Raw genomic sequence first — 23419 nt, forward strand, 5'->3', positions numbered from 1 at the left:
ACAGCCTACGGCGTGCCCCGGACATCGTGCGGGGCGGAGCCGAGCGAGCGCTGCTCATGTGCCGACCGGCGCCGCGCCCGGCTCGAACTCCTCCGTGATGACGGGGATCGTCGCGGTGACGGTGGGGACCGATGCGGACAGGAGCGTGCCGTCCTCGCGCCGGGCGTCCTCGAACTGCCGGATCGTCGGCCGCCCCGGGATGACGGGCCCCTGGTCGGCGAGCGGCACCACGATGTCGGACCCCGGCTCTACCGTGAACGATGCTCCGCGCACGCCGAACTCGACGGCGTCGCCCTCGGACGCGGCGACGCGCAGCTCGCTGCGGGTCACCGTGACCTCGAGGCGCGTGCCGTGCCAGTGCAGCGTGTAGGCGAGCTCGTCCCAGGACGCGGGGAGGCGCGGATCGAATGTCAGATGACCGAAGTGGTCGCGCATGCCGCCGAAGCCCGACACGAGCGCCGTCCACACGCCCCCCGCCGAAGCGACGTGCACGCCGTCCTGCGCGTTGTGGTGCAGGTCGCCGAGATCGACGAACGCCGACTGACGGAAGTAGTCCAGGGCGAGGTCCTGGTAGCCGACCTCCGCCGCGAGGATCGACTGCACGACGGCCGACAGCGTCGAGTCGCCCGTCGTCAGCGGGTCGTAGTACTCGAAGTCGGCGAGCTTCTCGTCGTCGGTGAAGTGGTTGCCCTGCAGGAACAGCGCGAGCACGACGTCGGCCTGCTTGAGCACCTGGTACCGGCAGATCACGAGGGGGTGGAAGTGCAGCAGCAGCGGCCGCTTGTCGGGCGGCGTGTGCTCGAGATCCCAGATCTCGCGTTCCAGGAACACGGCATCCTGGGGATGGATGCCGAGCGCGGCGCTGTACGGGATGTGCATGGCCTCCGCGGCACGCTCCCACGCCTCGGGCTCGTCGGGGTCGAGGGCGAGCCGGTCGATCATGAGCCGATACGCCTCGGGGTCGGCATCCGCCATGTCGCGCACCGTGCGGGCGGCGAACCGCAGGTTGAAGCGCGCCATGACGTTCGTGAAGAGATTGTCGTTGACGACCGTCGTGTACTCGTCCGGCCCCGTCACGCCGTGGATGTGGAAGGTCTCGACCTCGGTGGCGCCGTCGCTCGTGCGCCAGAAGCCGAGAGTCGTCCACAGGCGCGCCGTCTCGACGGCGATGTCGACGCCCTCACGGTGGAGGAACTCGGTGTCGCCCGTGGAGCGGACGTACTTCGCGAGCGCGAAGCTCACGTCGGCGTTGATGTGGTACTGCGCCGTGCCCGCCGCGTAGTAGGCCGAGGCCTCCTCGCCGCTGATCGTCCGCCACGGGAAGAGGGCGCCCGCCTCGTTGAGCTGGAACGCCCGCCGCCGCGCGGCGGGCAGCATGAGGTACCGCATGCGCAGCGCGTTGCGCGCCCACTGGGGCGTCGTATAGGTGAGGAACGGGAGCACGTAGATCTCGGTGTCCCAGAAGTAATGGCCGCTGTAGCCCGACCCCGTCACGCCCTTGGCGGGCACGCCCTGGCCGTCGGCCCGAGCGGTCGCCTGCGCGAGCTGGAAGAGGCACCACCGCGTCGCCTGCTGCAGGGCGTCGTGGCCCGCGATGCGGACGTCCGAGCGCGCCCAGAAGTCGTCGAGCCACGCGCGCTGGCGGGCGAAGTGCTCGTCGATGCCGACGGCGAGCGCACGGTCGAGCGTGCGACGGCAGCGGTCGACGAGCTCGCGCGGCGGCACGCCGCGGGACGTGTGGTAGCTGACGAGCTTGGTCACGGTGATGGGAACGCCCGCCTTGGCCTGCACGCGGAAGACGTTCTTGGCGATGTCGGCCTCGACGAGGCGGCGCGCGGAGAAATCGTTCGCCGTGTCGATCACGTGGTCGGCCGCGACGGCGAGCGTCATGCCCGACTGCGTGACCCGGTACGACAGCGCGGTGCGCAGGTCGTCCTGCCAGAACTCCTGCGGCTGCAGCACGCGCTCATGGAAGCGCTCGCTCTTGCGGGGGTCGAAGCCGGCCTTCTTGGACGCGACGGGCGAGCCGCCGTAGACGTCCTCACCGTCCTGGCGGTTGATGATCTGGCAGCTGATCGTGACGGGGGCGTCGTCGTTGAGGACCTCGACCTTGACCCGCATGATCGCGAGGTGCTTCTCCTCGAACGACACGAGGCGCTCGAACTCGATGCGCACCTCCTTGCCCGAGGGGGTCACCCAGATGAGGTGCCGGCGCAGCACGCCGTCGCGCATGTCGAGGGTGCGCTCGTACTCGCGCACGTCGGCGACGTCGAACGACAGCGGCTCGTCGTCGACGTAGACGCGCATGACCTTGGCGTCCGGAGCGTTGATGATCGTCTGGCCGACCTCGGCGAAGCCGTACGCCTGCTCCGCGTGGCGGATCGGGAACGTCTCGTGGAAGCCGTTGATGAAGGTGCCGTGCTCGTGCGCGTGCCGCCCCTCGGGCAGGTTGCCGCGCAGCCCGAGGTAGCCGTTGCCCACGGCGAAGAGGGTCTCGGTCACGCCCGCGTCGGCGAGGGAGAACTCCTTCTCGACCAGGCGCCACGGGTCGACGGGGAAGCGGTCGCGGTCGATCATCGGACGAGCTCCTCGAGGTCTGCGACGACGATGTGCGCGCCCGCGGCGCGCAGGTCTTCCGCCCCGACACCGCGGTCGACTCCGACGACGAGGCCGAAGCCTCCCGTTGCGGCGGACTTCACGCCGCTGATCGCGTCTTCGACCGCGGCGCTGCGCGCGGGGTCGACGTGCAGCAGCTTCGCCGCCTCGACGAAGACGTCGGGAGCGGGCTTCGAGGCGAGGTGGTCGCGCTCGGCGATGACGCCGTCCATCACGACGGGGAAGCGATCCCGGATGCCGGCCACCTGCAGCACCTCGTCGGCGTTCTTCGAGCTCGACACGATCGCGACGGGCGTTCCTGCGGCCGCGAGCACGTCGAGGAGGGCGACGGACCCGGGATAGGGCTGGATGCCCTCCGTGCGGAGCACCCGCGAGAACACCTCGTTCTTGCGGTTGCCGATGCCGCAGACCGTGTCGGTCTCGGGCGGATCGCCGGGATCGCCCCACGGCACCTCGACGTCGCGGCTGTGCAGCAGGCTCGCGACGCCGTCGTAGCGCTTCTTCCCGTCGAGGTGATCGAAGTAGTCCCGGTTGGTATACGCGGGCTCGAGGCCCCACGCGCCGAACAGCTCCTCGAACATCGTCCGCCAGGCGTGCATGTGCACCTCGGCCGTCGGCGTGATCACGCCGTCGAGGTCGAAGAGCACCGCGTCGTAGACAGTCAGGTCGGGCAGGGCGTCAGCGGGCACAGAACCTCCAGGCGAGGGGGCTGAACGGTCGAGAATGTGGCTCTTCGTCGCGCCGTCATGCAAGCGTAGTCGGCGCTGCGGCCTCCACGGTGGCCGCGCGCGTTACGGAACGATGACAGCTGTCAGGCAGCGGCTTCGAGCGTCTGCCGGGCGATCTCGAGCTCTTCGTTGGTCGGGACAACGAGGACGGTCACGCGCGAGGCGTCGGAGGAGATGATCCGGATGCCGCGCCCCCGTGCCGCGTTGCGCTCGGGGTCGAGCTCGATGCCGGCGAAGCCGAACGTGTCGAGCGCGGCGGCGCGGACCGCGGGGGCGTTCTCGCCGACCCCGGCCGTGAAGGAGATCACGTCGACGCCGCCGAGCTGCGCGAGGTAGGCGCCCGCGTAAGCGCGGAGTCGGTGCACGTAGACCTCGAAGGCGAGGGTGGCGGCGGCATCCCCGCGCTCCACCCCTTCGCGGATGTCGCGCATGTCGGAGACTCCCGCGAGACCCAGGAGGCCGCTGCGCTTGTTCAGCAGCGCGTCGAGCTCGCCGATGGAGAGGTCGGCGCGTCGTGCGAGGTGGAAGAGGACGGCGGGATCGATGTCGCCCGAGCGCGTCCCCATGACGAGGCCTTCCAGCGGGGTCATGCCCATCGACGTGTCGACGGACCGCCCGCCGTCGATCGCCGTGACGGACGCGCCGTTGCCGAGGTGGAAGACGATCTGCTTCAGCTCCGCGAGCGGGCGGCCGAGGAACGCGGCGGCCGCCTCGGACACGAACTTGTGCGACGTGCCGTGGAAGCCGTAGCGGCGGATGCGGTGGTGCTCGGCGAGGTCGCGGTCGATGGCGTAGGTGTAGGCGGCGGGCGGGAGCGTCTGGTGGAATGCCGTGTCGAAGACGGCGACGTGCGGCAGGTCGGGGAAGGCGTCCTTCGCGGCGCGGATGCCCTGCAGCGCCCCCGGATTGTGCAGCGGCGCGAGCACGGACAGCTCGTCGATGTTGATCTCGACGAGCGGCGTGATGACGGTCGGCTCGAAGAAGCGCGCACCGCCGTGCACGACCCGGTGCCCGACGGCGACGGGCGCACGCTCCTCGAGCGACGGCCCGTGCTCCGCGAACGCGTCGAGCATCACCCGGAAACCGGCGGTGTGGTCGGGGATGGGGAGCGTCCGCCGGGAGGTGGCGTCGAGGGCCGCGCTTGCCCCCTCCCCCGCGACGCCTCGGAAGAACACCGTGTGGGTGGACTCGCCCTCCGCCTGGCCGATGCGCTCGACGAGTCCCGACGCGAGGACTGCCTCGGCATCCATGTCGATCAACTGGTACTTGAAGGAAGAGGAGCCGCTGTTGACGACGAGGACGACGCTCACGAGGCATCCCCCTGCGCCTGGATCGCCGTAATCGCGATCGTGTTGACGATGTCCTCGACGAGGGCCCCCCGCGACAGGTCGTTGATCGGCTTGTTGAGGCCCTGCAGCACGGGTCCGATCGCGACGGCCCCCGCCGAGCGCTGCACCGCTTTATAGGTGTTGTTGCCGGTGTTGAGGTCGGGGAAGACGAAGACCGTCGCGCGGCCCGCGACGGACGACCCGGGCATCTTCGCCTTCGCGACGGCCGCGTCCGCCGCCGCGTCGTATTGGATAGGCCCCTCCACGAGCAGCTCGGGCGCTCGCGAGCGGACGAGTGCCGTGGCATCCCGGACCTTCTCGACCTCGGCCCCCGACCCCGACTCCCCCGTCGAATACGACAGCATCGCGATGCGGGGGTCGATGCCGAACTGGGATGCCGTCGCCGCCGACGAGATCGCGATATCGGCCAGCTGCTCGGCGGTCGGGTCGGGGATGACGGCGCAGTCGCCGTAGACGAGCACGCGGTCGGCGAGCGCCATGAGGAACACCGACGAGACGACCGAGACGCCCGGCTTGGTCTTGATGATCTCGAAGGCGGGGCGGATCGTGTGGGCCGTCGTGTGGGCGGCCCCCGACACCATGCCGTCGGCGAGCCCGAGGTGAACCATGAGGGTTCCGAAGTACGAGACGTCGGTCACCGTGTCGGCGGCCTGCGCGTACGTGACGCCCTTGTGCGTACGGAGGCGCTCGTACTCGCGCGCGAACTTGTCGACGTGCACGGCGTCGAAGGGCGACAGGATCTGCGCGCCGCGCAGGTCGATGCCGAGCTCGAGCGCGCGGCTGCGCACCTCGATCTCCTCGCCGAGGATCGTGAGGTCCGCGATGCCGCGTGCGAGCACCGTCGCGGCGGCGCGCAGGATGCGGTCGTCGTCGCCCTCCGGCAGCACGATATGCCGCCGATCGGCGCGGGCGCGGTCCATGAGGCCGTACTCGAACATGAGCGGCGTGACGACCGTCGCTCGGGCGAGGCCGAGCGAGCGCACGAGGGCCTCGGTGTCGACGTGGGTCTCGAACATCGCGAGCGCCGTGTCGTAGCGGCGCTGAGAGTCGGCGGCGAGGCGCCCGCGCGTGGACATGACGGTGACAGCGGTCTCGTAGGTGCCGTCGTCGGTCGTGAGGATGGGCAGCGTCACGCCGAGGCCGTCGATGAGCCGGTCGATGTCGTCGGGCAGGGGGAAGGGTCCATTGAGCACGATGCCCGCGAGCGACGGGAAGGTGCCCGAACGGTGCGCCAGCAGGGCGGCGAGCAGCACCTCGGTGCGGTCGGCCGGGATGATCAGGAGCGCGCTCTCGAACAGGCGCGGCAGCACATTGACCATCGACATGCCCGCGACGACGACGCCGAGGACCTCGCGCGTCAGAAGCTCGGCGTCGCCCTTGATCATCGTGGCGTCGAGAGCACGCATGACGCCGCGCACCGACGGCGCGACGAGGAAGCGGTCCTCGGGCAGCGCCCACACCGACACGACGCGATCGGGCGCGGCGCGCTCGGGCGCCGGCGACGCGTCGACGACCGACTGGATCGCCGCGACCGACTCGACGAGCAGGTCGGGGTCGACGCGGTTGGCGACGATCGCGAGGAGTCCCGCGCGGCCGTGCGAGAGCTCGGAGAGCGCGAGCGACGTGATCTGGCCGAGCTCGTCGGGGGTGCGCGCGGGCGACATGCCCAGCTGCTCCCCCTGCCCGGCGCGCCCGCCGAGCACGAGCAGGACGGGTGCGCCGAGGTTCGCGGCGATGCGCGCGTTGTAGCCGAGCTCGGCGGGGCTGCCGACGTCGGTGTAGTCGCTGCCGACGATGACGACGGCGTCGCACTGCGCCTCGACGGCCTTGTACCGCTCGACGATGGTCGACAGCGCCGCCTCCGGATCCCGCCGCACGTCGTCGTACGTGACGCCCACGCACAGGTCGTAGTCGAGGTCGACGCCGTCGTGCGCGAGGAGCATCTCGAGCACGTAGTCGCGCTCGGCCGTCGACCGCGCGATGGGCCGGAAGACCCCGACCCGCGGGGTCGCATGACTCAGCGCGTCGAGCACCCCCAGCGCAACCGTGGACTTGCCCGAGTGACCCTCCGCCGACGTGATGAAGATGCTCTGCGCCACGGCATCAGCCTATGGGCGGGGTGGATGCCGGCACATGGGATATCTCGTGAACGAGCGGTTCCGCGCCCCGATCGCCGCGGATCGGCGGTCGAATAGGCTCGCCCCATGTTCCCGACGCCCGGAATCGACGTACCCGACCACCGCGGCCGCACCGGCCTCGACCGGACGGGGCGCGACCTCGACCGCAACCCGAACGTGCGTGTCACCGACGTCGAGCTGCTCGCCTCCGCGTGGCACGTGCTGCGCAAGACCACCTTCGAATACACGGATGCCGACGGCACGACGTCGACGCAGCAGCGCGAGACGTACGACCGGGGCAACGGTGCGACGGTCCTGCTCTACGACCCCGAGCGGCGCACGGTGCTGCTGACCCGGCAGTTCCGGTATCCCGTCTACGTCAACGACCACCCCGACGGGATGCTGGTCGAGACCGCCGCGGGCCTCCTCGACGACGACGACCCCGAGACGGCGATCCGCCGGGAGGCCGAGGAGGAGACGGGCCTTCGGATCGGCGAGGTCGAGCACGTGTACGACGTGTACATGAGCCCCGGGTCGGTCACCGAGCGCCTGCACTTCTTCGCGGCGCCGTACGAAGCCTCCGACCGCCTCCAGGATCGCGCGGGACTCGCCGAAGAGGGAGAGGACATCGAGCTCGTCGAGCTCGCCATCGACGAGGCGCTGCAGTGGATCCGCGACGGGCGCATCCAGGACGCGAAGACGATCATGCTGCTGCACTGGTCGGTGCTCGAGGGTCCCTTCTCGCGGTGACCGGCGCGTCCCGCGTCACGGGCAGGCGGATCAGGATCGCCCTGCTCGTCGTGTACTCGGCGTTCGTGGCGTACATGACGCTGACACCCCGCGGCCCGGGAGACGGCGCCTTCACACGATGGGTGAAGCGCTCGCTCGACGCCCTGCACGCGCAGGGCGTCGCGCTGTGGATCGACTTCCTGACGATCGAGTTCCTCGCGAACGTGGCCATGTTCGTACCGCTGGGGCTGCTGACGGCCCTCCTCCTCAGGAGGCGGTGGCCGCTGCTCGTCATCGGCACGGCGGCGTCGGCCTTCATCGAGCTGTGGCAGGCGCTGTTCCTGCCCGAGCGCTACCCCGACTGGCGAGACCTCGTCTCGAACACGATCGGCTTCCTGCTCGGCGCCGCCATGGCTGTCGTCGTCGAGAGGGTGCGGCATCCCGGGTCTTCCGGGCAAAAGTAAGACTCTCCGCGAACCCGGCAGAGCCTGGTTACCCTTGCTACGTTTCCGTCCTGGGGGAGTTGGCCTGGATGCCGCCTCGCGGAGAGCTGTGAACAGTCTACCTGTCCTGCGTCGTGTGAATTGTCAGGGTCTTCCCCGATCCGCCCCTCGCGGGTCGCGGTTAGGATCGATTCACGGGCATCGGTGCCCGGACGCGACGGTGGGACAGAGGGAGTCGCAGTGGCTGAGACGGCGATGACGGATGCCTCGACCGAGGCACCCGCAGATCTGGATGCCGACGCGTTCGCCCGCATCACGGACCGCATCGTCTCGTCGGTCGGCAGCGTCATCGACGGCAAGCCCGAGGCCGTGCGCTCGGCGCTCGTGTGCCTCCTCGCCGAGGGGCATCTGCTCATCGAGGACGTGCCGGGGGTCGGCAAGACGATGCTCGCGAAGGCGCTCGCCGCCTCCGTCGATGCGACGGTGCGCCGCATCCAGTTCACGCCCGATCTGCTGCCCGGCGACGTGACGGGCGTGAGCGTCTTCAATCCCGTCGAGCGCGAGTTCGAGTTCAAGCCCGGCGCGATCTTCGCGAACCTCGTGATCGCCGACGAGATCAACCGCTCCTCCCCCAAGACGCAGTCGGCGCTCCTCGAGGCGATGGAGGAGCGCCAGGTGACGGTCGACGGCCGCTCCCACCTCCTGCCCGAGCCGTTCCTCGTCGTCGCGACCCAGAACCCGCTCGAGATGGAGGGCACCTACGCCCTGCCCGAGGCGCAGCGCGACCGCTTCATGATGCGCATCTCGATGGGATACCCCGACCCGAAGTCCGAGGCGCTCATGCTGCGCCAGCGCGACACGGTCAATCCGCTCGAGGCGATCACCCCCGTCGTATCGGGACCGGAGGTCGCGGGGCTCATCGCGTGGGCGCGGGCCGTGCACGTCGCGCCCACCATCGAGGACTACGCCGTCGCGCTCTCGCACGCGACGCGCAACCACTCGGACCTGCGCCTGGGCGCCAGCCCCCGGGCGACGCTGCAGCTCGTGCGCGCCGCCAAGGTGTGGGCGGCGCTCGACGGCCGGGGGTTCGTCATCCCCGACGACATCACGGCGCTTCTCCTTCCCGTCTTCGCACACCGGCTGATCCCGACGCGGTCGGCCGGCGGATCCCGCGCCCGATCGGGCGCCGACGCCATCACGGCGATCCTGGAGCGCATCGCCCAGAGCGTGCGCGTGCCGATCGCAGCGAGGCAGTAGGCCCGACATGCGGCGCCTCTGGCCGTTGACCCCTCGTGGGACGGGCGCCCTCGCGCTCGCCATCGGGTGCTTCATCGCGGCCAACCAGGTGGGCGTCGTCGAGCTCATGTACTTCGGGACGCTGCTCCTCGGCGTCCTCGCGGCGAGCCTCGTGTCGCTGCACCTCGTGCGCCGGTCGGATCGGATCACCCGGTGGCTGTCCCCGGACGTCGCCACCGTCGGACGCCCGTCCACCGTCATCGCGCAACTCGGCGTGCGCTCGCCCCTGCCCACCTCGCCGGGCCGCTGGGAGGACACCCTGCCGAAGGGCGTGCGCGGAGCCGCGAAGGGCACCTTCCCCGCGCTCGGATCCGGGCTCAGCGGCGGCCAGAAGACCGTCGAGCTCGAGTACACCGTGACGGGCGTGCGCCGCGGCATCCATTCCATCGGACCCCTGACCGTGACCTCGAGCGATCCGTTCGGTCTCGCTCGCCGTCGCACCGTCTTCAGCGACGACACCCGCATCACGGTCGCCCCCGCGATCCTCGAGCTCTCGGCGCTCACCAACCTGCTCGGCGACGCGGGCGGCACGCTGCACACGCAGAACAACCAGCTCGGGCAGGGTGCCGACAACCTCGTCGCCCGGCCATACGTGTCCGGCGACTCGATGCGCCGCATCCACTGGCGCGCCTCGGCCCACCGTGGCGACCTCATGGTGCGCCAGGAGGAGCAGGAGTCCACGCCCGACGCCGTCGTCGTGCTCGACCGCGGCGTGCTGAGGTACACGGCGGAGGCGATGACGGCGACCGGCGCCGACCCGGGATTCGAGACGGCGGTCACCGTCGCGATCTCGGTCATCTCGCGGCTCGTGCACGACGGCTACGCGGTCGATGTGGTCGACTCCGACGGCACGACGCTCGTCGAGCATCTCGACGGCGGCGACATGACCGCCGTCGAAGACACCCGGACGCTCTTCGCCAACGTCACCGCCCGCCGCGACGATCACCTGCACCACCTGCCCAAGCTCTTCGCCGGCATCATGACGGGTCCGGTCGTCGTCATCACGGGACGATTCGACAAGCAGGACGCGGATGCCATCGCACCCGTCGTCCACCACAGCTCGCTGCCGATCCTCTTCGCCGTGTCGCCCACGCGGGAGGCCGTCGATCGCGCGCTCGACGTGGGGTGGCACGCGGCATCCATCGATCCGGATGCGGACGTCGCGCACGCCTGGACGGGCGCCGTCGAGCGGGGGGTGAGCCGTGCCCACCGCTGATGCGTCCCGCGCGCCGCGCGGCACGATCCGCCCCGACGCGCAGGGCGAGGGCCGCACCGACGAGCGCGACACGCGACGCCCGCCCGATCTGCGCCTGACCATCGGGCTCTTCGTGGCCGTCTTCGCGTCGCTGCTGCCGGTGCTCGGCGTCGTCAAGGCTGGACCGTGGCTCGCTGCCGCGACGTTCCTGACGGCGCTCATCCTCGCGGCCGGCTACATCGCCCGCCGCTATCGCCTGCCCGCCGTCGCCGTGAGCCTCATCGAGCTCGCGGTGTGGGCGATGATGCTCACGTTCTTCTTCTTCCGCGACACCGCGCTGCTGTGGCTGATCCCCACGGGGGCGACCTTCGTCGCGATTCCCGACGCGCTCGCGGTCGCCGGCAACGACATCGCGCTGGGCGCCGCGCCGCTGGAGGCGGGCGCGGAGCTGGCGTTCCTCATCGTCGGGGCCACGACGCTGCTCGCGATCATCGTCGATCACGTCGTGCTGACCGCGAGGATGCCGCTCCTCGCAGCGGTCGGCCTCATCGCCGTGTCGCTCATCCCGGCGATCGCGGTGCCGCGCGGCGTCGAGCTGCCCGGGTTCCTCCTCCTCGCCGCGGCGATCCTGTTCCTGATGCGCGCCGAGACGAGGTCGCGCGAGCCGAAGGCCGCGCGTGAGGCCGCGCGAGCCGCCGGAGTGCCCGCGACGGCGCTCGGCATCGGCGCGATCGCCGTCGTCGTCGCGATCGTCGCCGCTCCCCTGCTGCCGCAGCCGGCGGCCCAGCCGGTCACGGGCGGAATCGGCGCGGGGCCGGGGATCGACGTCTCGCTGCAGCTCGGCGACGATCTGCGCCGCCCGCGCGAGACGACCGCGCTTCTCGTGCGCACGGACGAGTCCTCGCCCCCGTACCTGCGCGCGGCCACCCTGTCGCAGTTCACCGGCGCCGTGTGGGAGCCCGATCGGCTGCGCTCCGTGCCGCTCACGAGCGAGTTCGCCCTCAACGAGGTGAGCGTGGAGCAGGGCGTGCGGGTGTCGGAGTACAAGACGACGGTCGAGGTCAAGGAGCTCGTGTCGCCGTGGCTGCCGGTCGCGTTCCCCGCCGTCGCCGTGACGGGGCTCGACGGCGACTGGGAGGCCGTGCCGTACAACCGCACCGTCCTGTCGCGCACGACGACGAGCTCGGGCCAGACCTACGAGGTCGTCACGCACGTGCCGCGGCCGACGCTCGAGCAGATGCGCGCTGCGCACTCGGGCGGCCCCGAGATCCGCGACGACACGACGAAGCTGCCCGACAACCTGCCCACGATCATCCGCGACACCGCCCTTCAGGTGACGGAGGGTGCCGAGTCGGACTACGACGCGCTCGCGACGCTCCAGCGGTGGTTCCGCAGCGGCGACTTCGTCTACTCGCTCGACTCCCCCGTCCAGGAAGGCTTCGACGGCAGCGGCGCCGACGCGGTCGCCAAGTTCCTCGAGGTGAAGAAGGGCTACTGCATCCACTTCGCGTCCGCCTTCGCGCTCATGGCCAGGACCCTCGGGATGCCGTCGCGCATCGTCGTCGGCTACCTCCCCGGCACCGCCACCAACGATTCGGTCGACGGCGAGACCGTCTACCAGGTGCTGAGCAGCCAGCTGCACGCGTGGCCCGAGGTCTACTTCGACGGCATCGGCTGGGTTCCGTTCGAGCCCACCACGGGTCTGGGCGTTCCGACGACCTTCGCGCCCGCGTCGACTCTGACGGGATCGAACGCCGACTCGTCCGACGTGTCGGTGACGCCGTCGCCCTCGTCGTCGTCGGACCGCCCCGACGCCGGGCTCGACTCCGGCGTGACCGATCAGTCGTCGGGGAGCCAGTCGGCCACGAGCGTCAACGCCCTGCCGACCGTGGCCATCGTCTTCGGCATCCTGCTCGCCCTCGCCATCCCGGCTCTGCTCCAGTACCTGCGGACGCGCTCTCTGCTGCGCGCGGCGGACGGAGGCGATTCGGTCGCGGCGTGGATCGTGGTTCAGGATGCCGCGATCGACCTCGGCATCCCGGTCCCCGCGTCAGACTCTCCACGCGTGCTCGGGCGAAGACTCATCGACGAGTACGGTGCGCCGCTCGCCGAGACGACCCGACTCGTGAGTGCGATCGAGCGGGCCTCGTATGCCGGCGGCGCGGCGCAGGCGCCCTCTGGCGGTCTCGCTGTCGATGCCATCGCCGTGCGGTCGGCCCTCTTCACCGGCATGCCGTCGACTCGGCGAGCGCTGGGCGTGATCGCGCCCCGATCGCTCGTCGTGCGACCCGGTTCGGTGTACGCGGGAGCGGGCGCGCGGGTTCGCCTGTGAGCGCGTTCGGTGCGGCTCGGTGTTGCGGGTAGGATGGCCTACGGCCCTTCGGGGCCACGGAGGATTCGCCTAGTGGCCTATGGCGCACGCTTGGAAAGCGTGTTGGGTGAAAGCCCTCGGGGGTTCGAATCCCCCATCCTCCGCCAATTGTTCTCCCTCGCGAACACCGGGTTCGCGACCCCGACGCGCAGCCGTTCGGCATCGCGCGCTTTGCTCGATCGTCGTGCACCGGGAACCGTGTGGACGGCTGGACGTCGTCGGCCGGACATCCCCGCGCTCCACAATTGCGGGCGATGGGCGGGTCATCGCGGAGGGCGAACGCGGGCGTGTCACGACGGGCGTTCCTGGCAGCGACGGTCGCGACGGTGGGACTGGGCACGTTCACCGTCCGCGCGACGCCGCCCACGCCACCGGCGGCGGTCGTGGCCACGCTGCACGGCACGCTCGCGCTCGACAGGATGGACGCACGCGGGTTCCGCCGCCACGTCCCGACGCCCGGTGAGGCGTGGACGGTCCGCACCGAGCTGGCCGACGCGTCCTTCGCGCGATTGTCGCACCGTCGTCCGATCGCCGCGTTCGCCCAGTTCACGGATATGCACGTGCAGGACACGCAGTCCCCGGGCCGCTTCGAATTCCTCGACGATCCGGCGTGGTTCGACGACGGCGAATCGCTGCCGGCGTCGTACCGTCCCCAGGAGCTGCTGACCACCCAGGTCGTGGATGCGACGGTGCGTGCCGTCAATGCCCTCCCCGTCGCGCCGGCAACGGGCGCCGCCCTGCAGTTCGCCGTCACCACCGGTGACACGACCGACAACGGCCAGTACAACGAGCTGCGCTGGGCCATCGACCTCCTCGATGGTGCGACGGTCACCCCGAACAGCGGGGCGGCGGGTCGGTTCGAGGGCGTGTCGGACTCAAACCTCGCCGGCTATGACCCCTTCTACTGGCATCCGGAACCGGCGCGCGGGGCGCCGCCCGACGTCTTCCGCCGGGAGCGCGGCTTCCCCGACGTCCCTGGACTGCTCGCCGCCGCGATGCGCCCATTCCGCGCCGCCGGGCTGAGCATCCCCTGGTTCGCGGTCCACGGCAACCACGACAGCCTCCTCGGAGGGATCTTCCCGGCCACGGAGCAAGGGCGTGATCTCGCCACGGGCGCCGCCAAGCCCGTCGGCCTCCCCCCGGGACTGGACGGGACGACCGCCGTGGCACGGCTGCAGACCGGCGACTCGCGCGCACTGACGGAGATGCCCACGCGGGCCGTCACCGCCGACCCTTCGCGCCGGCTCCTCACCCGCGCCGAGGTGATCGAGGAGCACTTCCGCACCGTCGGCAGCCCGCGCGGTCACGGGTTCACACAGCAGAACCGCATCGAGGGGACGGGATACTACGTGCGGGACCTGCCGCTTCTCACAGGCGCCGGGATGCTGCGCATGATCGCCCTGGACACCGTCGACCAATCCGGGGGCGCGGCCGGCTCACTCGACCGGCAGCAGTTCGGGTGGCTCCGAGCCGTGCTCGCCGATCGTCCGGATCGGCCCACTGTCGTCTTCAGCCACCACCCGCCTGCGTCGATGACGAACACCACCGCCTCCATCGACGAGGGCGAACGGGTCTTGGGTGCGGAGGTGGAATCGCTGCTGCTGGCGCATCCCCACGTGCTGCTGTGGGTCAACGGGCACACGCATCGCAACCGGGTGCGGCCGCATCGAGTCGCATCCGGCGAAGGAGGCTTCTGGGAGATCACGACCGCAAGCCACATCGACTGGCCCCAGCAGGTGCGTGCGATCGAGCTGGCCGACAACCGCGACGGCACCCTCTCGATCTTCGGCACCATGATCGACAGCGCCGCACCCGCCGCATGGGACGGCCGGCTCGGAAGCACCCTCGCGCTCGCGTCGCTGTCCCGCGAACTCGCTGCGAATGACGTGCACCGGCGCGATGACAATCGCGGAGCTTCCACCGATCGCAACGTCGAACTCCTCCAGCCGACACCGCGTGGGCTGGTCATGTGAATGCCGCGCGCTCCGAGCCGATTGCGCGCGCCCGACACTCAGGGATGCCTCGCAGTCGCCGGTGCGGGCGTCGGGTCAGATCTCTGCCCAGTCGTCCCAGTCGCCGACCGCCGCGCCGACGCCCTGAGAGCCATCCGTCGGGATCGGAGTGCGCTCGATGAAGACGGGAACACCGGGGCTGATGAGCACCGCGACAGTGGCCCCTGCTCGAGGAGTGGGCAGCAGCACCACACCGCCCCCCGCCTGCACGGCGGCAGTGAGCTCGGCCACCACGGCATCCTCGTCAGCATCCATCGGCAGGCGATGGACGTGCTCTCCGATGGTGAGTTCGACCGCGTGCATCCTGTACTCCCTCCACCCGGCGCTTCCGACGCTACGCGGGAGAGGGTTACGACCCGGCCACGGGCGATCCTCAGCCGATCCACAATGACGCCCGCATCGTCACCCGGCGGCGGAGCCGCGCGAGGCCGGCGGAACCGCCTTCCGCGGCTTACGCCGGATCGCCCGAGTGCGCCGGTTCCTCCGAGAGCATGGCGACGAGCAGCGCGATCATCAGGTCCTTCTCCTTCGGATCGCTGATCGCGACCAGGAGCGTGATCGCGGCGAGCGCGTTGTTCGAGATCCGCGGCACGCCGTCGGCGTCATCCAGCGCCCGGTTGCGGACGAGGAAGTGGGCGAAGAGCGCCGCCGCGCTGCGTTTGTTTCCGTCGGTCAGCGGGTGGTCCTTCACGACGAGATAGAGGAGGTTCGCGGCCTTCTCCTGCACGGTCGGATAGAGATCCTCTCCCCCGAACCCCTGATAGATCGCGTCGACGATGCCGTTCAACGCATCCCCCCGCTCCGCGCCGAACAGGGTGTCCTGCGGGAACGCGGCAGCCACCTCGTCGATGACCGCCCGCGCGCCGCCGTAGGTGAGGAACCAGGTGGGGTGGTCGCCGTTCCCCGCTGGGATGTCTCCTTCGTCCCAGGCGCGCAGGAGGCGGAGGCTGGGGAGGAAATTCGCGACGATGCGGCTCGCGCCGGCGGCGAGCTCGCTGCTCGACCTCGGATGCACGCGGACATCGGTTCCCAGCTGCGCGAGGCGGCGCTCATTGAGCGCGGCACCCTCGAGGAGGTACTGCCGCAGCACCTGGGTCGCCCAGCGACGGAAGCTGACGCCCTCCGGCGACTTCACCCGATACCCGACCGAGATGACGACGTCGAGGTTGTAGTGCGCGACCCGGTAGGTCTTGCCGTCGGCGGCAGTTGTTGCAAAATCTGCAACAACTGACTCGCGCTCCAGTTCGCCGTCGTCGAAGACGTTGCGGAGGTGCCTCGAGATCGTGGACTTGTCCCGTCCGAAGAGCTCGACGAGCTGGTCGGCCGAGAGCCAGACGGTGTCGGTGTCGGCGCGCACCGCGAGCTCGAACTCGCCGCTCGCCGATCGGTAGAGCTCCACGCCCTGCGCTTCCGGCATCGGTCGCCTCCCGTCTCCTCTGGCGCGGGCACGGGCGGGCGGCCTCGCCATCAGGATCAGGCTAAGTCGGGACGGGGAGGTGAGGCCGATCCCTCGCCGGGCGGTGGTTCTGTTCGGGATGCCTCGCATCCGCGACCGGGCGTCGGGCGCTCACCCCCAGGTGTGCACCGGCTCGTTCGAGTGCATCGCCTCGCGGTACTCCCGCAGCGTCCCGCGCAGGGCGTCGTAGCGGTCCATCCCGGCTCGCGCGTGCATCCGGTCGACGAACCAGCCCGCGCCGGTCACCCCGGTCAGGCACCGCCCCTCGATGATCCCGAGCAGCCGGTCACGTGCCGACGCCTCGACTCCCCATGCCTCCAGCCCCGCGTGCGCCATCGGAAGCAGCCGCCGGAGCACCAGCTCGGTCGCGGGCACCTGACCCACGCCGGGCCAGAAGAGCTGGGCGTCGATGCCGTCGCGAGCGGCCGCGTGGAAGTTCTCCTCGGCGGCCGTGAAGGACAGCTGCGACCACAACGGACGGTCGTTCTCGGCGATCGCGCGCACGAGGCCGAAGTAGAAGGCGGCGTTCGCGACGATGTCGACGACGGTCGGGCCGGCCGCGAGCAGACGGTTCTCGACCCGCAGGTGGGGCACCCCGTCGGCGACGTCGTAGATGGGGCGGTTCCAGCGGTAGATCGTGCCGTTGTGCAGGCGCAGCTCCGCGAGCGAGGGGATGCCGCCGCCGTCGAGCTCCGCCATCGGATCGTCGTCGTGGACGATGGGCAGGAGCGCGGGGAAGTACCGCACGTTCTCCTCGAAGAGGTCGAACACCGACGTGATCCACCGCTCCCCGAACCACACGCGCGGCCGCACGCCCTGCGCCTTCAGCTCCTCGCTGCGGGTGTCGGTGGCCTGCTCGAACAGCGGGATACGCGTCTCACGCCACAGCTGCCTGCCCAGCAGGTAGGGCGAGTTGGCGGACACCGCCAGCTGCACGCCGGCGATCGCCTGCGATGCGTTCCAGTAGGCCGCGAATGCGTCCGGAGAGGTCTGCACGTGCAGCTGCGTGCTCGTGCACGCGGCCTCGGGGAGGATCGAGTCGGCGGTCGTCCGCAGTCGCTCCGGGCCGTCGATGGAGATCACGATGTCCTCGCCGCGTGCGTCGAGGATCTGCTCGCTCAGCAGCCGGTAGCGCGGATTCGCGCTGATGCTGTCCGGCCGCAGGTGTCCCTCGGCGAGCGTCGGGAGGATGCCGATCATGACGAGGTGCGCGCCGACCGTCGACGAGCGCTGCTCGGCGTTGTTGAGGCTGCGCCGCAGACCCTGCTCGAACGTTGCGAGGCCGCCCTCGCGCAGCCGCGCGGGCGGCACGTTGATCTCGATGTTGAACTGACCCAGCTCGGTCTGGAATGCCGAATCCGCGATCGCCTCGAGCGCCTCCGCGTTGCGCAGCGCCGGATCGCCCCTGTCGTCGACAAGGTTCAGCTCGACTTCGAGTCCCGTGAGCGGGTCATCCGTGTCGAAGTGCGCTTCGCGCAGCATGCGTGCGAACACGTCGAGATTGCGCCGGACCTTCTCGCGGTGACGCGTGCGGTCGGCGCGGGTGAACTCCTGTGCCGGGACGTCCTCCCCCATGGCCGCCACACTATCGACCGGCTCCCCGGTCTCCAAGGGAATGGATGCCTCGCCGGCGGCGCGCGTCGCACCGCGCTATTGCTCCGCTCTACGGCTGCCCTTCATCGAACAGCGGCGTGGTCGAGTCGGGCTCGAAGTCGGCGTGGCGATGGATGATCTTCCACACTCCGTCTTCCCGGCGGTAGAGGTGCGTGACCCGCAGCCGGTATTTCCGCGGAGCGCCCCCGGTGATCGCCTCGCTGTTCTCGAAGGCGACGGTGTACGCGAGGTCGCCGCTGGCATGGGCGTGGACGATCTCGAAGTCCCAGGCGATCGATCCGCTGAACCACGACGCGACCTCGTGGAACGACGGCTCGACCTGGGACCAGCCGATCGTGGTGAGGTTCGCTCCGAACAGCGACACGGGGTCGCGATGACTCCACAGGGCGATGCGCGGCGCCGGATCGCCGTTGTGGATCTCGGCGTCTGCGGCGCTCTGCGCGTGGATCATCTCCGCGAGGAACTCCTCTGTCTCAGTGGACATCGCGCACCTCCTCGATCGGACGCGGCGGTTTCCATGGGAGGTCGAGTGCGCGGGGGTCGAGATCGGCGTGACCGTGCGTGACCCGCCAGACACCGGCATCCCGTTCCAGAACCCTGCTCACACGCGCGGGCGGCATCGGCGGGTCACCGGCCCCGAGCTTCACGCGCGCAGACTCTCGGGTCACGAGGTAGCCGTGATCGCCGAACACATCGGCCGCGAGGACCTCGAGCTCGAACCCGTCGAACAGCCATCCCCGGTCCGCCACTCGGTCATAGTGGGCGAGGACGTCATCGATCCCGACCGCGCACGTGCCGAACTGGCCGAGCCAGCTGACCTCGCCGTGGCGTGACCAGAGATCCCTCCACCGGGAGGCATCGCCCCCGTAGAGAGCCGCCTGCGCGGACTCCAGCCGGGGAACGACGTCCGAGACGAACGATTCGATCTGCATGGAAACCACCACCTTTGGGTAAACTGGGACTGGTTTCAATACAGAAAGGATGTACCTGAATGGTCGAGAAGGTCAAGAGAGCGTACGACTCGACCTCGCGCACCCGCCAGGCGCAGGAGAACCGCGATCGCATCAGCCGCGCCGCGCACGACCTCTTCGTCGAGCGAGGGTACGGAAACACGACGGTCGCCGACGTCGCGAAGGCGGCCGAGGTCTCGCCCGAGATGATCTTCAAGTCGTTCGGGAGCAAGGGCGGACTGCTGCGGAGCGCGTGGTTCGTGATGTTCCGGGGGGACGGCGAGGACGAGACGATGTACGACCGCCCAGAGACGCGGGCCGTGCTGGACCTTCCCGATCTCGCGGATCGGATCGCCGGGTTCGCGCGGCTCTTGACCGAACGCAACCGTCGCAGCGCTCCGCTGCTCGGAGCGATCGAAGGCGCCGCGGCGACCGAGCCCGGGGCTCGCGAGATGCTGACGACCTGGCATGAGCGGCTCATCGACGTGGCCACCAAGTTCGCGCAGGCGGCCGCCGAGACCGGACAGCTCGCCGTCGCCGAGGACGAGTGTCGCGACATCATGTACGCCACGCTCGACGGGCACCTGTGGCGGCGACTGGTCGTCGACCGGGGATGGACCGACGAGCGGTACGCCGAGTGGCTCGAGGGCGTGTGGCGGGCGGAGTTCCTGGAGGGCCGCCACCATTCCGCCGCGCGAGATGACACCTGACGATTCCGCAACGGGTGTGTTGCCGGAGGTGACACCGCCGTTTGCGGCGGATGCCCGCACGCCGAAGAGTGGATGCGTGCCCGAGACCGCAGCATCCCCCCTTCTCGACAGCCCGCACGCCGACGAGGTCGTGCTCGACAACCCCGCGTGGTTCGCGCTGACCGGCCCGCACGCGCGGTTCGCGATCGGCGGCGACCTCGTGCGCCGCTACCCCGAAGACGTCGCGCCGTTCGTCGCCGTCCGCACGTGGGACGATCCTGCCGTCTGGGATGCCCTCCTCGACCTCGTCGGCCCGGGAGCCGAGATCGGGCTGTCGGGGTTCGACGGCGAGCTTCCCGAGGGCTGGCAGTTCCTCGGTGGCGGTGAGGGCGTGCAACTCGTCCAGACCGAGGCGCTGAAGCCCCGTCCCGACGACGAGGCGATCGAGCTCGGCGCCGAAGACGCGGCGGAGATGCTCGCGATCGTCGAGCGCAACCAGCCGGGCCCCTTCCGTCCGCGCACGTACGAGCTCGGCCGCTACATCGGCATCCGCCGCGAGGGCCGGCTCGTCGCCATGGCGGGCGAGCGCCTGCACCCCGACGGCTGGACCGAGATCAGCGCCGTCGCGACCGACGCCGACTTCCGACGTCAGGGACTCGCGTCGCGGCTCGTGCTCGACGTGGCGTTCCACATCCAGCAGCGCGGGGACCGCGCCCTGCTGCACGCGGCCGCGACGAACGTCGGCGCGATCGCCGCGTACGAGCGCCTCGGCTTCGCGCTGCGCCGCCGCACGGTGTTCTCTGCGATCCGCACGCCGGCCTAGACGCCTTCGCGCCGGCACTAGCCGCCGCATCCCGCGCAGACGGCTGCTCCCCGGCATCCGGTTCGGGATGCCGGAGAGCAGGCCCGCCGGTCAGCTGAGGGCGCCGACCTCCGACGTGACGGCGGCGACGGCCGCGTGGATCGCGTCGAGCGTCGCGTGCGGCTGCGACACCATCGAGACGTGCGAGCCCTCGACCTCGGTGATCGTGGCACCGGCGCGCTCCGCCATGCGGCGCTGCGTCTCGATCGGGATCGTCAAGTCGAGCGTGCCGAGCACGGCCCAGCTCGGGATCGTCTTCCACGCCGGCTCGCCCGACGGCGTGATGTTGATGAGCAGGGATGCCGGGCGCTGCGTCGCGACGATGAGGTCGCGATCGGCCTCGGGCAGGTCCTGGGCGAAGGCCGTGTGCACCGTCTCGGGCTTGAGGTACGCGTCGATGATGCCGTCGGGCGCGCCGGGGTAGACGGCCACGTCGAGCACCGTCGTCGGGTCGGCGACATCGAGCGCGGACCCCGAGCCGCCGAGGATCTGGACGATGTTCTCCCCCTCGTCGGGGAGGAACGCGTCGACGAAGACGAGGGCGCGCACGTCGCCGCCCTTCGCGCCGGCGTTGGTGATGACGGCGCCTCCGTAGGAGTGCCCGACGAGCACGACGGGACCCGAGGTGCGTTGCGCGAGGAAAGAGGCGATGGAGGCCGCATCGCCTTCGAGGCCCCGCAGCTCGTTCGGGGGTGCGAGAACCGTGAATCCCTCGGCCTGGAGGGGCGGGATGATGGCGTTCCAACTCGACGCGTCCGCCCACGCTCCGTGGACGAGGACGATGGTGGGCTTGTCTTCCGGCATTCGATTTCCGATCTTCCGCGCCGCGACGTCGCGGCAGCTGATGTGGATCGCGCCCCGAGTGCTGTGCCGGACGCAGTCCACACATTAGGAGCGCTCCCACGCCGGGCGGGAGTCCGTTTACAAAGAATTCACACGGCGCCGGGTGCGGCGGGTCATGCTGTCCGCAGCACGATGGCGCCGGGCATCCGCTTCACGATGAACCGGAACGCGGGGCGGGCGAGAGCGGCAGCCTCCGTCGGATCGACGATGCGAGGATCGGTTGTCCGGATGGTGCGACCCTTCCAGGTGAGGTCTGCGCCCTGCGCCGCCACGACATTGCGCGCCCAGTTGGTCGTCGTGCCCCACGGCAGCCCGATGAGCACGATGCTCCGGTCGGATGTGGGCACGACGGCGATGGGCGTCGCGAACTCCGTGCCGCTCTTCCGCCCGCGGTGGTGGATGACCGCCCACAGCGGAAACCAGCGCTTCCCGGCCAGCGCACGCGCGACCGGCTCGAACGCCGTCTGGATCCGGGCTCGCTCGGCCATCAGGCGCGCAGGATCTTCTGCAGGGGCCGGCCCTTCGCGAGCTCGTCGACGAGCTTGTCGAGGTAGCGGATCTTCTGCATGAGCGGGTCTTCGATCTGCTCGACCCGCATGCCGCAGACGACGCCCGTGATCATCGTCGCGTTCGGATTGAGGTCGGCGTCGGCGAAGAAGTCCTCGAAGGTCGTGTGCTCGTCGATATGGCGGCGCAGCTCGTCGTCGTCGAAGCCCGTGAGCCACTCGATGACCTCGTCGAGCTCGTCGCTGGTGCGGCCCTTGCGCTCGACCTTGTTCACGTAGAGCGGGTAGACCGACGCGAACGTCGTCGTGAAGATCCGGTGCACGTCGCCAGCGTACGAAACCGTCCGGTCGATGTCACCCGGTGGCCGCGTGCCGAACTCCGGCTCGATGGGACGACACGCCGGCGAACCGCCCCGCCGACCGCACTCCCGCACCAGCCAGCCGGAATTCGGCACGCTTGCGGGGGCGGCGGACCGGAGGCGCCGAGGGCCGGGTGGGCGACGCTGCTAGCAGGTGCCCGGGCGGATGCCAATCCCCCGGGCGCCTGGCGGGTGCCGCCGTAGCGTCGCAAGAGCCGCGGCCGTTCCGGGCCGTGGGCGAACGGAGGAATCATGGCGCAATTCGGCTACACCCTCATGTGCGAGCAGAGCGGGCCCCGCGAGCTCGTCCGGTACGCGCAGGCCGCGGAGGACGTGGGCTTCGACTTCGAGGTCTCGAGCGACCACTACTCGCCGTGGCTTGTGAGCCAGGGCCATTCCCCCTACGCGTGGACGGTGCTCGGCGCGGTCGCGCAGGCGACCTCGCGCGTGGAGCTCATGACGTACGTGACGTGCCCGACGACGCGCTACCACCCCGCCGTCGTGGCGCAGAAGGCGGCGACGCTGCAGCTTCTCAGCGAGGGGCGGTTCATCCTGGGACTCGGATCCGGCGAGAACCTCAACGAGCACGTCGTCGGCGAGGGCTGGCCCAGCGTCGACGTGCGGCAGACGAAGCTCGAGGAGGCGATCGAGATCATCCGCGCCCTCCACACGGGCGACCTCGTGACGTACGACGGCGAGTACTTCCGCGTCGACTCGGCGCGCGTGTGGGACGTGCCCGACTCCCCCGTCGAGATCGGCGTCGCCGTATCGGGCGAGGCGTCGATCGCATCGTTCGCGCCGCTCGGCGACCACATGATCGCCGTCGAGCCGAAGTCCGACCTCGTCGAAGGATGGATGCAGGAACACGACGGCGAGTCCCGCGCGATCGGCCAGATCCCGATCTGCTGGGATCCGGATCGGGATGCCGCGATCGAGCGCGCGCACGAGCAGTTCCGCTGGTTCGCCGGCGGGTGGGGCGTCAACAGCGAGCTTCCGACTCCCGCGTCGTTCACGGCCGCGAGCCAGTTCGTGCGACCCGAGGACGTCGCCGAACAGATCGCGTGCGGGCCCGATCTCGATGAGCTCGCGGAGAGCGTTCGGCCGTACCTCGAGGCGGGGTTCACCGACGTCGCGCTCGTGCAGATCGGCGACGAGAGCCAGGACCGGTTCCTCGCCGAGGCGGCGGAGCCGCTGCTGGAGCGGCTGCGCGCCCTCTGACGCGCGTCCCCGGAGGTGTCGGACTCGACCCCTCGACAAGCTCGGGGACCAGGTTCGGGGCTCGGG

General features: G+C 70.4%; 21 protein-coding genes, 1 tRNA gene and 1 other RNA gene. 10 read left to right on the plus strand and 13 right to left on the minus strand.

Features of this window, described 5'->3' with window-relative positions:
* Positions 1–54 precede the first annotated feature (54 nt).
* From AAIB33_RS10760 to pta, 4 genes are all read right to left on the minus strand, one after another.
* Positions 55–2577 (minus strand): glycosyl hydrolase family 65 protein, encoded by a 2523-nt coding sequence (locus AAIB33_RS10760; protein ID WP_345799959.1) that lies wholly within the window; start codon positions 2575–2577, stop codon positions 55–57.
* Entirely contained in the window at positions 2574–3305 is a 732-nt protein-coding gene (locus tag AAIB33_RS10765) for an HAD-IA family hydrolase (protein ID WP_345799960.1), read from the minus strand. Before AAIB33_RS10765 ends, AAIB33_RS10760 begins: the two co-directional genes overlap by 4 nt.
* Positions 3306–3427: 122 nt before the next feature.
* Positions 3428–4654, minus strand: coding sequence for an acetate kinase (locus tag AAIB33_RS10770; RefSeq protein WP_345799961.1), 1227 nt, complete (start codon positions 4652–4654; stop codon positions 3428–3430).
* Positions 4651–6792, minus strand: a complete 2142-nt coding sequence (gene pta, locus AAIB33_RS10775; protein WP_345799962.1) for a phosphate acetyltransferase — start codon at positions 6790–6792, stop codon at positions 4651–4653. Before pta ends, AAIB33_RS10770 begins: the two co-directional genes overlap by 4 nt.
* Positions 6793–6897: 105 nt before the next feature.
* Between pta and AAIB33_RS10780 the strand changes: the two genes are divergently transcribed.
* Both AAIB33_RS10780 and AAIB33_RS10785 read left to right on the plus strand, forming a co-directional pair.
* Positions 6898–7560, plus strand: a complete 663-nt coding sequence (locus tag AAIB33_RS10780) for an NUDIX domain-containing protein (RefSeq protein WP_345799963.1) — start codon at positions 6898–6900, stop codon at positions 7558–7560.
* A complete protein-coding gene (locus AAIB33_RS10785) occupies positions 7557–8003 on the plus strand; it encodes a VanZ family protein (RefSeq protein ID WP_345799964.1) in 447 nt (148 codons plus the stop codon). Before AAIB33_RS10780 ends, AAIB33_RS10785 begins: the two co-directional genes overlap by 4 nt.
* Here AAIB33_RS10785 and ffs read toward each other — a convergent pair.
* Positions 7998–8094, minus strand: an RNA gene (gene ffs / locus AAIB33_RS10790) — signal recognition particle sRNA small type. The genes AAIB33_RS10785 and ffs overlap by 6 nt on opposite strands.
* Before the next feature lie 143 nt (positions 8095–8237).
* Here ffs and AAIB33_RS10795 point away from each other — a divergent pair.
* The 5 genes from AAIB33_RS10795 (at position 8238) to AAIB33_RS10815 (ending at position 14817) form a co-directional block, all read left to right on the plus strand.
* A complete protein-coding gene (locus AAIB33_RS10795) occupies positions 8238–9239 on the plus strand; it encodes an AAA family ATPase (RefSeq protein WP_345803420.1) in 1002 nt (333 codons plus the stop codon).
* 25 nt (positions 9240–9264) lie between these two features.
* On the plus strand, positions 9265–10494 hold the full coding sequence (locus AAIB33_RS10800; RefSeq protein WP_345799965.1) for a DUF58 domain-containing protein: 1230 nt from the start codon (positions 9265–9267) through the stop codon (positions 10492–10494).
* Positions 10481–12805, plus strand: a complete 2325-nt coding sequence (locus tag AAIB33_RS10805; RefSeq protein WP_345799966.1) for a DUF3488 and transglutaminase-like domain-containing protein — start codon at positions 10481–10483, stop codon at positions 12803–12805. The genes AAIB33_RS10800 and AAIB33_RS10805 overlap by 14 nt, the downstream gene beginning before the upstream one ends.
* 58 nt (positions 12806–12863) lie before the next feature.
* A tRNA-Ser gene (locus AAIB33_RS10810) sits at positions 12864–12951 on the plus strand.
* A 93-nt stretch (positions 12952–13044) separates the two neighbouring features.
* Positions 13045–14817, plus strand: coding sequence for a TIGR03767 family metallophosphoesterase (locus AAIB33_RS10815; RefSeq protein WP_345799967.1), 1773 nt, complete (start codon positions 13045–13047; stop codon positions 14815–14817).
* A 75-nt stretch (positions 14818–14892) separates the two neighbouring features.
* Here the strand turns inward: AAIB33_RS10815 and AAIB33_RS10820 are convergent, their stop codons facing one another.
* The 5 genes from AAIB33_RS10820 to AAIB33_RS10840 all read right to left on the minus strand — a co-directional run bounded on the left by AAIB33_RS10820 (position 14893) and on the right by AAIB33_RS10840 (position 18858).
* Positions 14893–15159, minus strand: a complete 267-nt coding sequence (locus tag AAIB33_RS10820; protein ID WP_345799968.1) for a hypothetical protein — start codon at positions 15157–15159, stop codon at positions 14893–14895.
* Between the two features lie 148 nt (positions 15160–15307).
* Positions 15308–16273, minus strand: a complete 966-nt coding sequence (locus AAIB33_RS10825; RefSeq protein WP_345799969.1) for a virulence protein RhuM/Fic/DOC family protein — start codon at positions 16271–16273, stop codon at positions 15308–15310.
* 150 nt (positions 16274–16423) lie between these two features.
* On the minus strand, positions 16424–17887 hold the full coding sequence (locus tag AAIB33_RS10830; RefSeq protein WP_345799970.1) for a glutamate-cysteine ligase family protein: 1464 nt from the start codon (positions 17885–17887) through the stop codon (positions 16424–16426).
* Positions 17888–17975: 88 nt separating this feature from the next.
* Positions 17976–18410 (minus strand): nuclear transport factor 2 family protein, encoded by a 435-nt coding sequence (locus tag AAIB33_RS10835; RefSeq protein WP_345799971.1) that lies wholly within the window; start codon positions 18408–18410, stop codon positions 17976–17978.
* Positions 18400–18858: a nuclear transport factor 2 family protein gene (locus AAIB33_RS10840; RefSeq protein ID WP_345799972.1), complete on the minus strand. Its 459-nt coding sequence runs from the start codon at positions 18856–18858 to the stop codon at positions 18400–18402. Before AAIB33_RS10840 ends, AAIB33_RS10835 begins: the two co-directional genes overlap by 11 nt.
* A gap of 59 nt (positions 18859–18917) precedes the next feature.
* Between AAIB33_RS10840 and AAIB33_RS10845 the strand changes: the two genes are divergently transcribed.
* Positions 18918–19586, plus strand: a complete 669-nt coding sequence (locus AAIB33_RS10845; protein ID WP_345799973.1) for a TetR/AcrR family transcriptional regulator — start codon at positions 18918–18920, stop codon at positions 19584–19586.
* A 76-nt stretch (positions 19587–19662) separates the two neighbouring features.
* Complete coding sequence (locus AAIB33_RS10850) at positions 19663–20388, plus strand: GNAT family N-acetyltransferase (RefSeq protein ID WP_345799974.1); 726 nt, start codon at positions 19663–19665, stop codon at positions 20386–20388.
* A gap of 90 nt (positions 20389–20478) precedes the next feature.
* Here AAIB33_RS10850 and AAIB33_RS10855 read toward each other — a convergent pair whose 3' ends face one another.
* The 3 genes from AAIB33_RS10855 to AAIB33_RS10865 all read right to left on the minus strand — a co-directional run bounded on the left by AAIB33_RS10855 (position 20479) and on the right by AAIB33_RS10865 (position 22099).
* Positions 20479–21231, minus strand: coding sequence for an alpha/beta hydrolase (locus AAIB33_RS10855; RefSeq protein WP_345799975.1), 753 nt, complete (start codon positions 21229–21231; stop codon positions 20479–20481).
* Between the two features lie 152 nt (positions 21232–21383).
* Complete coding sequence (locus AAIB33_RS10860; RefSeq protein WP_345799976.1) at positions 21384–21758, minus strand: nitroreductase family deazaflavin-dependent oxidoreductase; 375 nt, start codon at positions 21756–21758, stop codon at positions 21384–21386.
* Positions 21758–22099 (minus strand): DUF2200 domain-containing protein, encoded by a 342-nt coding sequence (locus AAIB33_RS10865; protein ID WP_345799977.1) that lies wholly within the window; start codon positions 22097–22099, stop codon positions 21758–21760. The genes AAIB33_RS10860 and AAIB33_RS10865 overlap by 1 nt, the downstream gene beginning before the upstream one ends.
* A gap of 288 nt (positions 22100–22387) precedes the next feature.
* Here AAIB33_RS10865 and AAIB33_RS10870 point away from each other — a divergent pair, with 288 nt between their 5' ends.
* The gene (locus AAIB33_RS10870) at positions 22388–23353 is read left to right on the plus strand and encodes an LLM class F420-dependent oxidoreductase (RefSeq protein WP_345799978.1); all 966 of its coding nucleotides are present in this window, start codon (positions 22388–22390) and stop codon (positions 23351–23353) included.
* The last annotated feature ends 66 nt before the right edge of the window (positions 23354–23419 follow it).

Origin of the sequence: Microbacterium sp. AZCO, assembly GCF_039614715.1 — a bacterium.
In the GTDB taxonomy this organism is placed as follows: Bacteria; Actinomycetota; Actinomycetes; order Actinomycetales; family Microbacteriaceae; genus Microbacterium.

Coding starts and splice junctions, on each gene's coding strand:
- AAIB33_RS10760 (WP_345799959.1), bottom strand. CDS start 2,577: ATGATCGACCGCGACCGCTTCCCCGTCGACCCGTGGCGCCTGGTCGAG.
- AAIB33_RS10780 (WP_345799963.1), top strand. CDS start 6,898: ATGTTCCCGACGCCCGGAATCGACGTACCCGACCACCGCGGCCGCACC.
- AAIB33_RS10795 (WP_345803420.1), top strand. CDS start 8,238: ATGACGGATGCCTCGACCGAGGCACCCGCAGATCTGGATGCCGACGCG.
- AAIB33_RS10820 (WP_345799968.1), bottom strand. CDS start 15,159: ATGCACGCGGTCGAACTCACCATCGGAGAGCACGTCCATCGCCTGCCG.
- AAIB33_RS10825 (WP_345799969.1), bottom strand. CDS start 16,273: ATGCCGGAAGCGCAGGGCGTGGAGCTCTACCGATCGGCGAGCGGCGAG.
- AAIB33_RS10830 (WP_345799970.1), bottom strand. CDS start 17,887: ATGGGGGAGGACGTCCCGGCACAGGAGTTCACCCGCGCCGACCGCACG.
- AAIB33_RS10835 (WP_345799971.1), bottom strand. CDS start 18,410: ATGTCCACTGAGACAGAGGAGTTCCTCGCGGAGATGATCCACGCGCAG.
- AAIB33_RS10840 (WP_345799972.1), bottom strand. CDS start 18,858: ATGCAGATCGAATCGTTCGTCTCGGACGTCGTTCCCCGGCTGGAGTCC.
- AAIB33_RS10845 (WP_345799973.1), top strand. CDS start 18,918: ATGGTCGAGAAGGTCAAGAGAGCGTACGACTCGACCTCGCGCACCCGC.
- AAIB33_RS10855 (WP_345799975.1), bottom strand. CDS start 21,231: ATGCCGGAAGACAAGCCCACCATCGTCCTCGTCCACGGAGCGTGGGCG.
- AAIB33_RS10860 (WP_345799976.1), bottom strand. CDS start 21,758: ATGGCCGAGCGAGCCCGGATCCAGACGGCGTTCGAGCCGGTCGCGCGT.
- AAIB33_RS10870 (WP_345799978.1), top strand. CDS start 22,388: ATGGCGCAATTCGGCTACACCCTCATGTGCGAGCAGAGCGGGCCCCGC.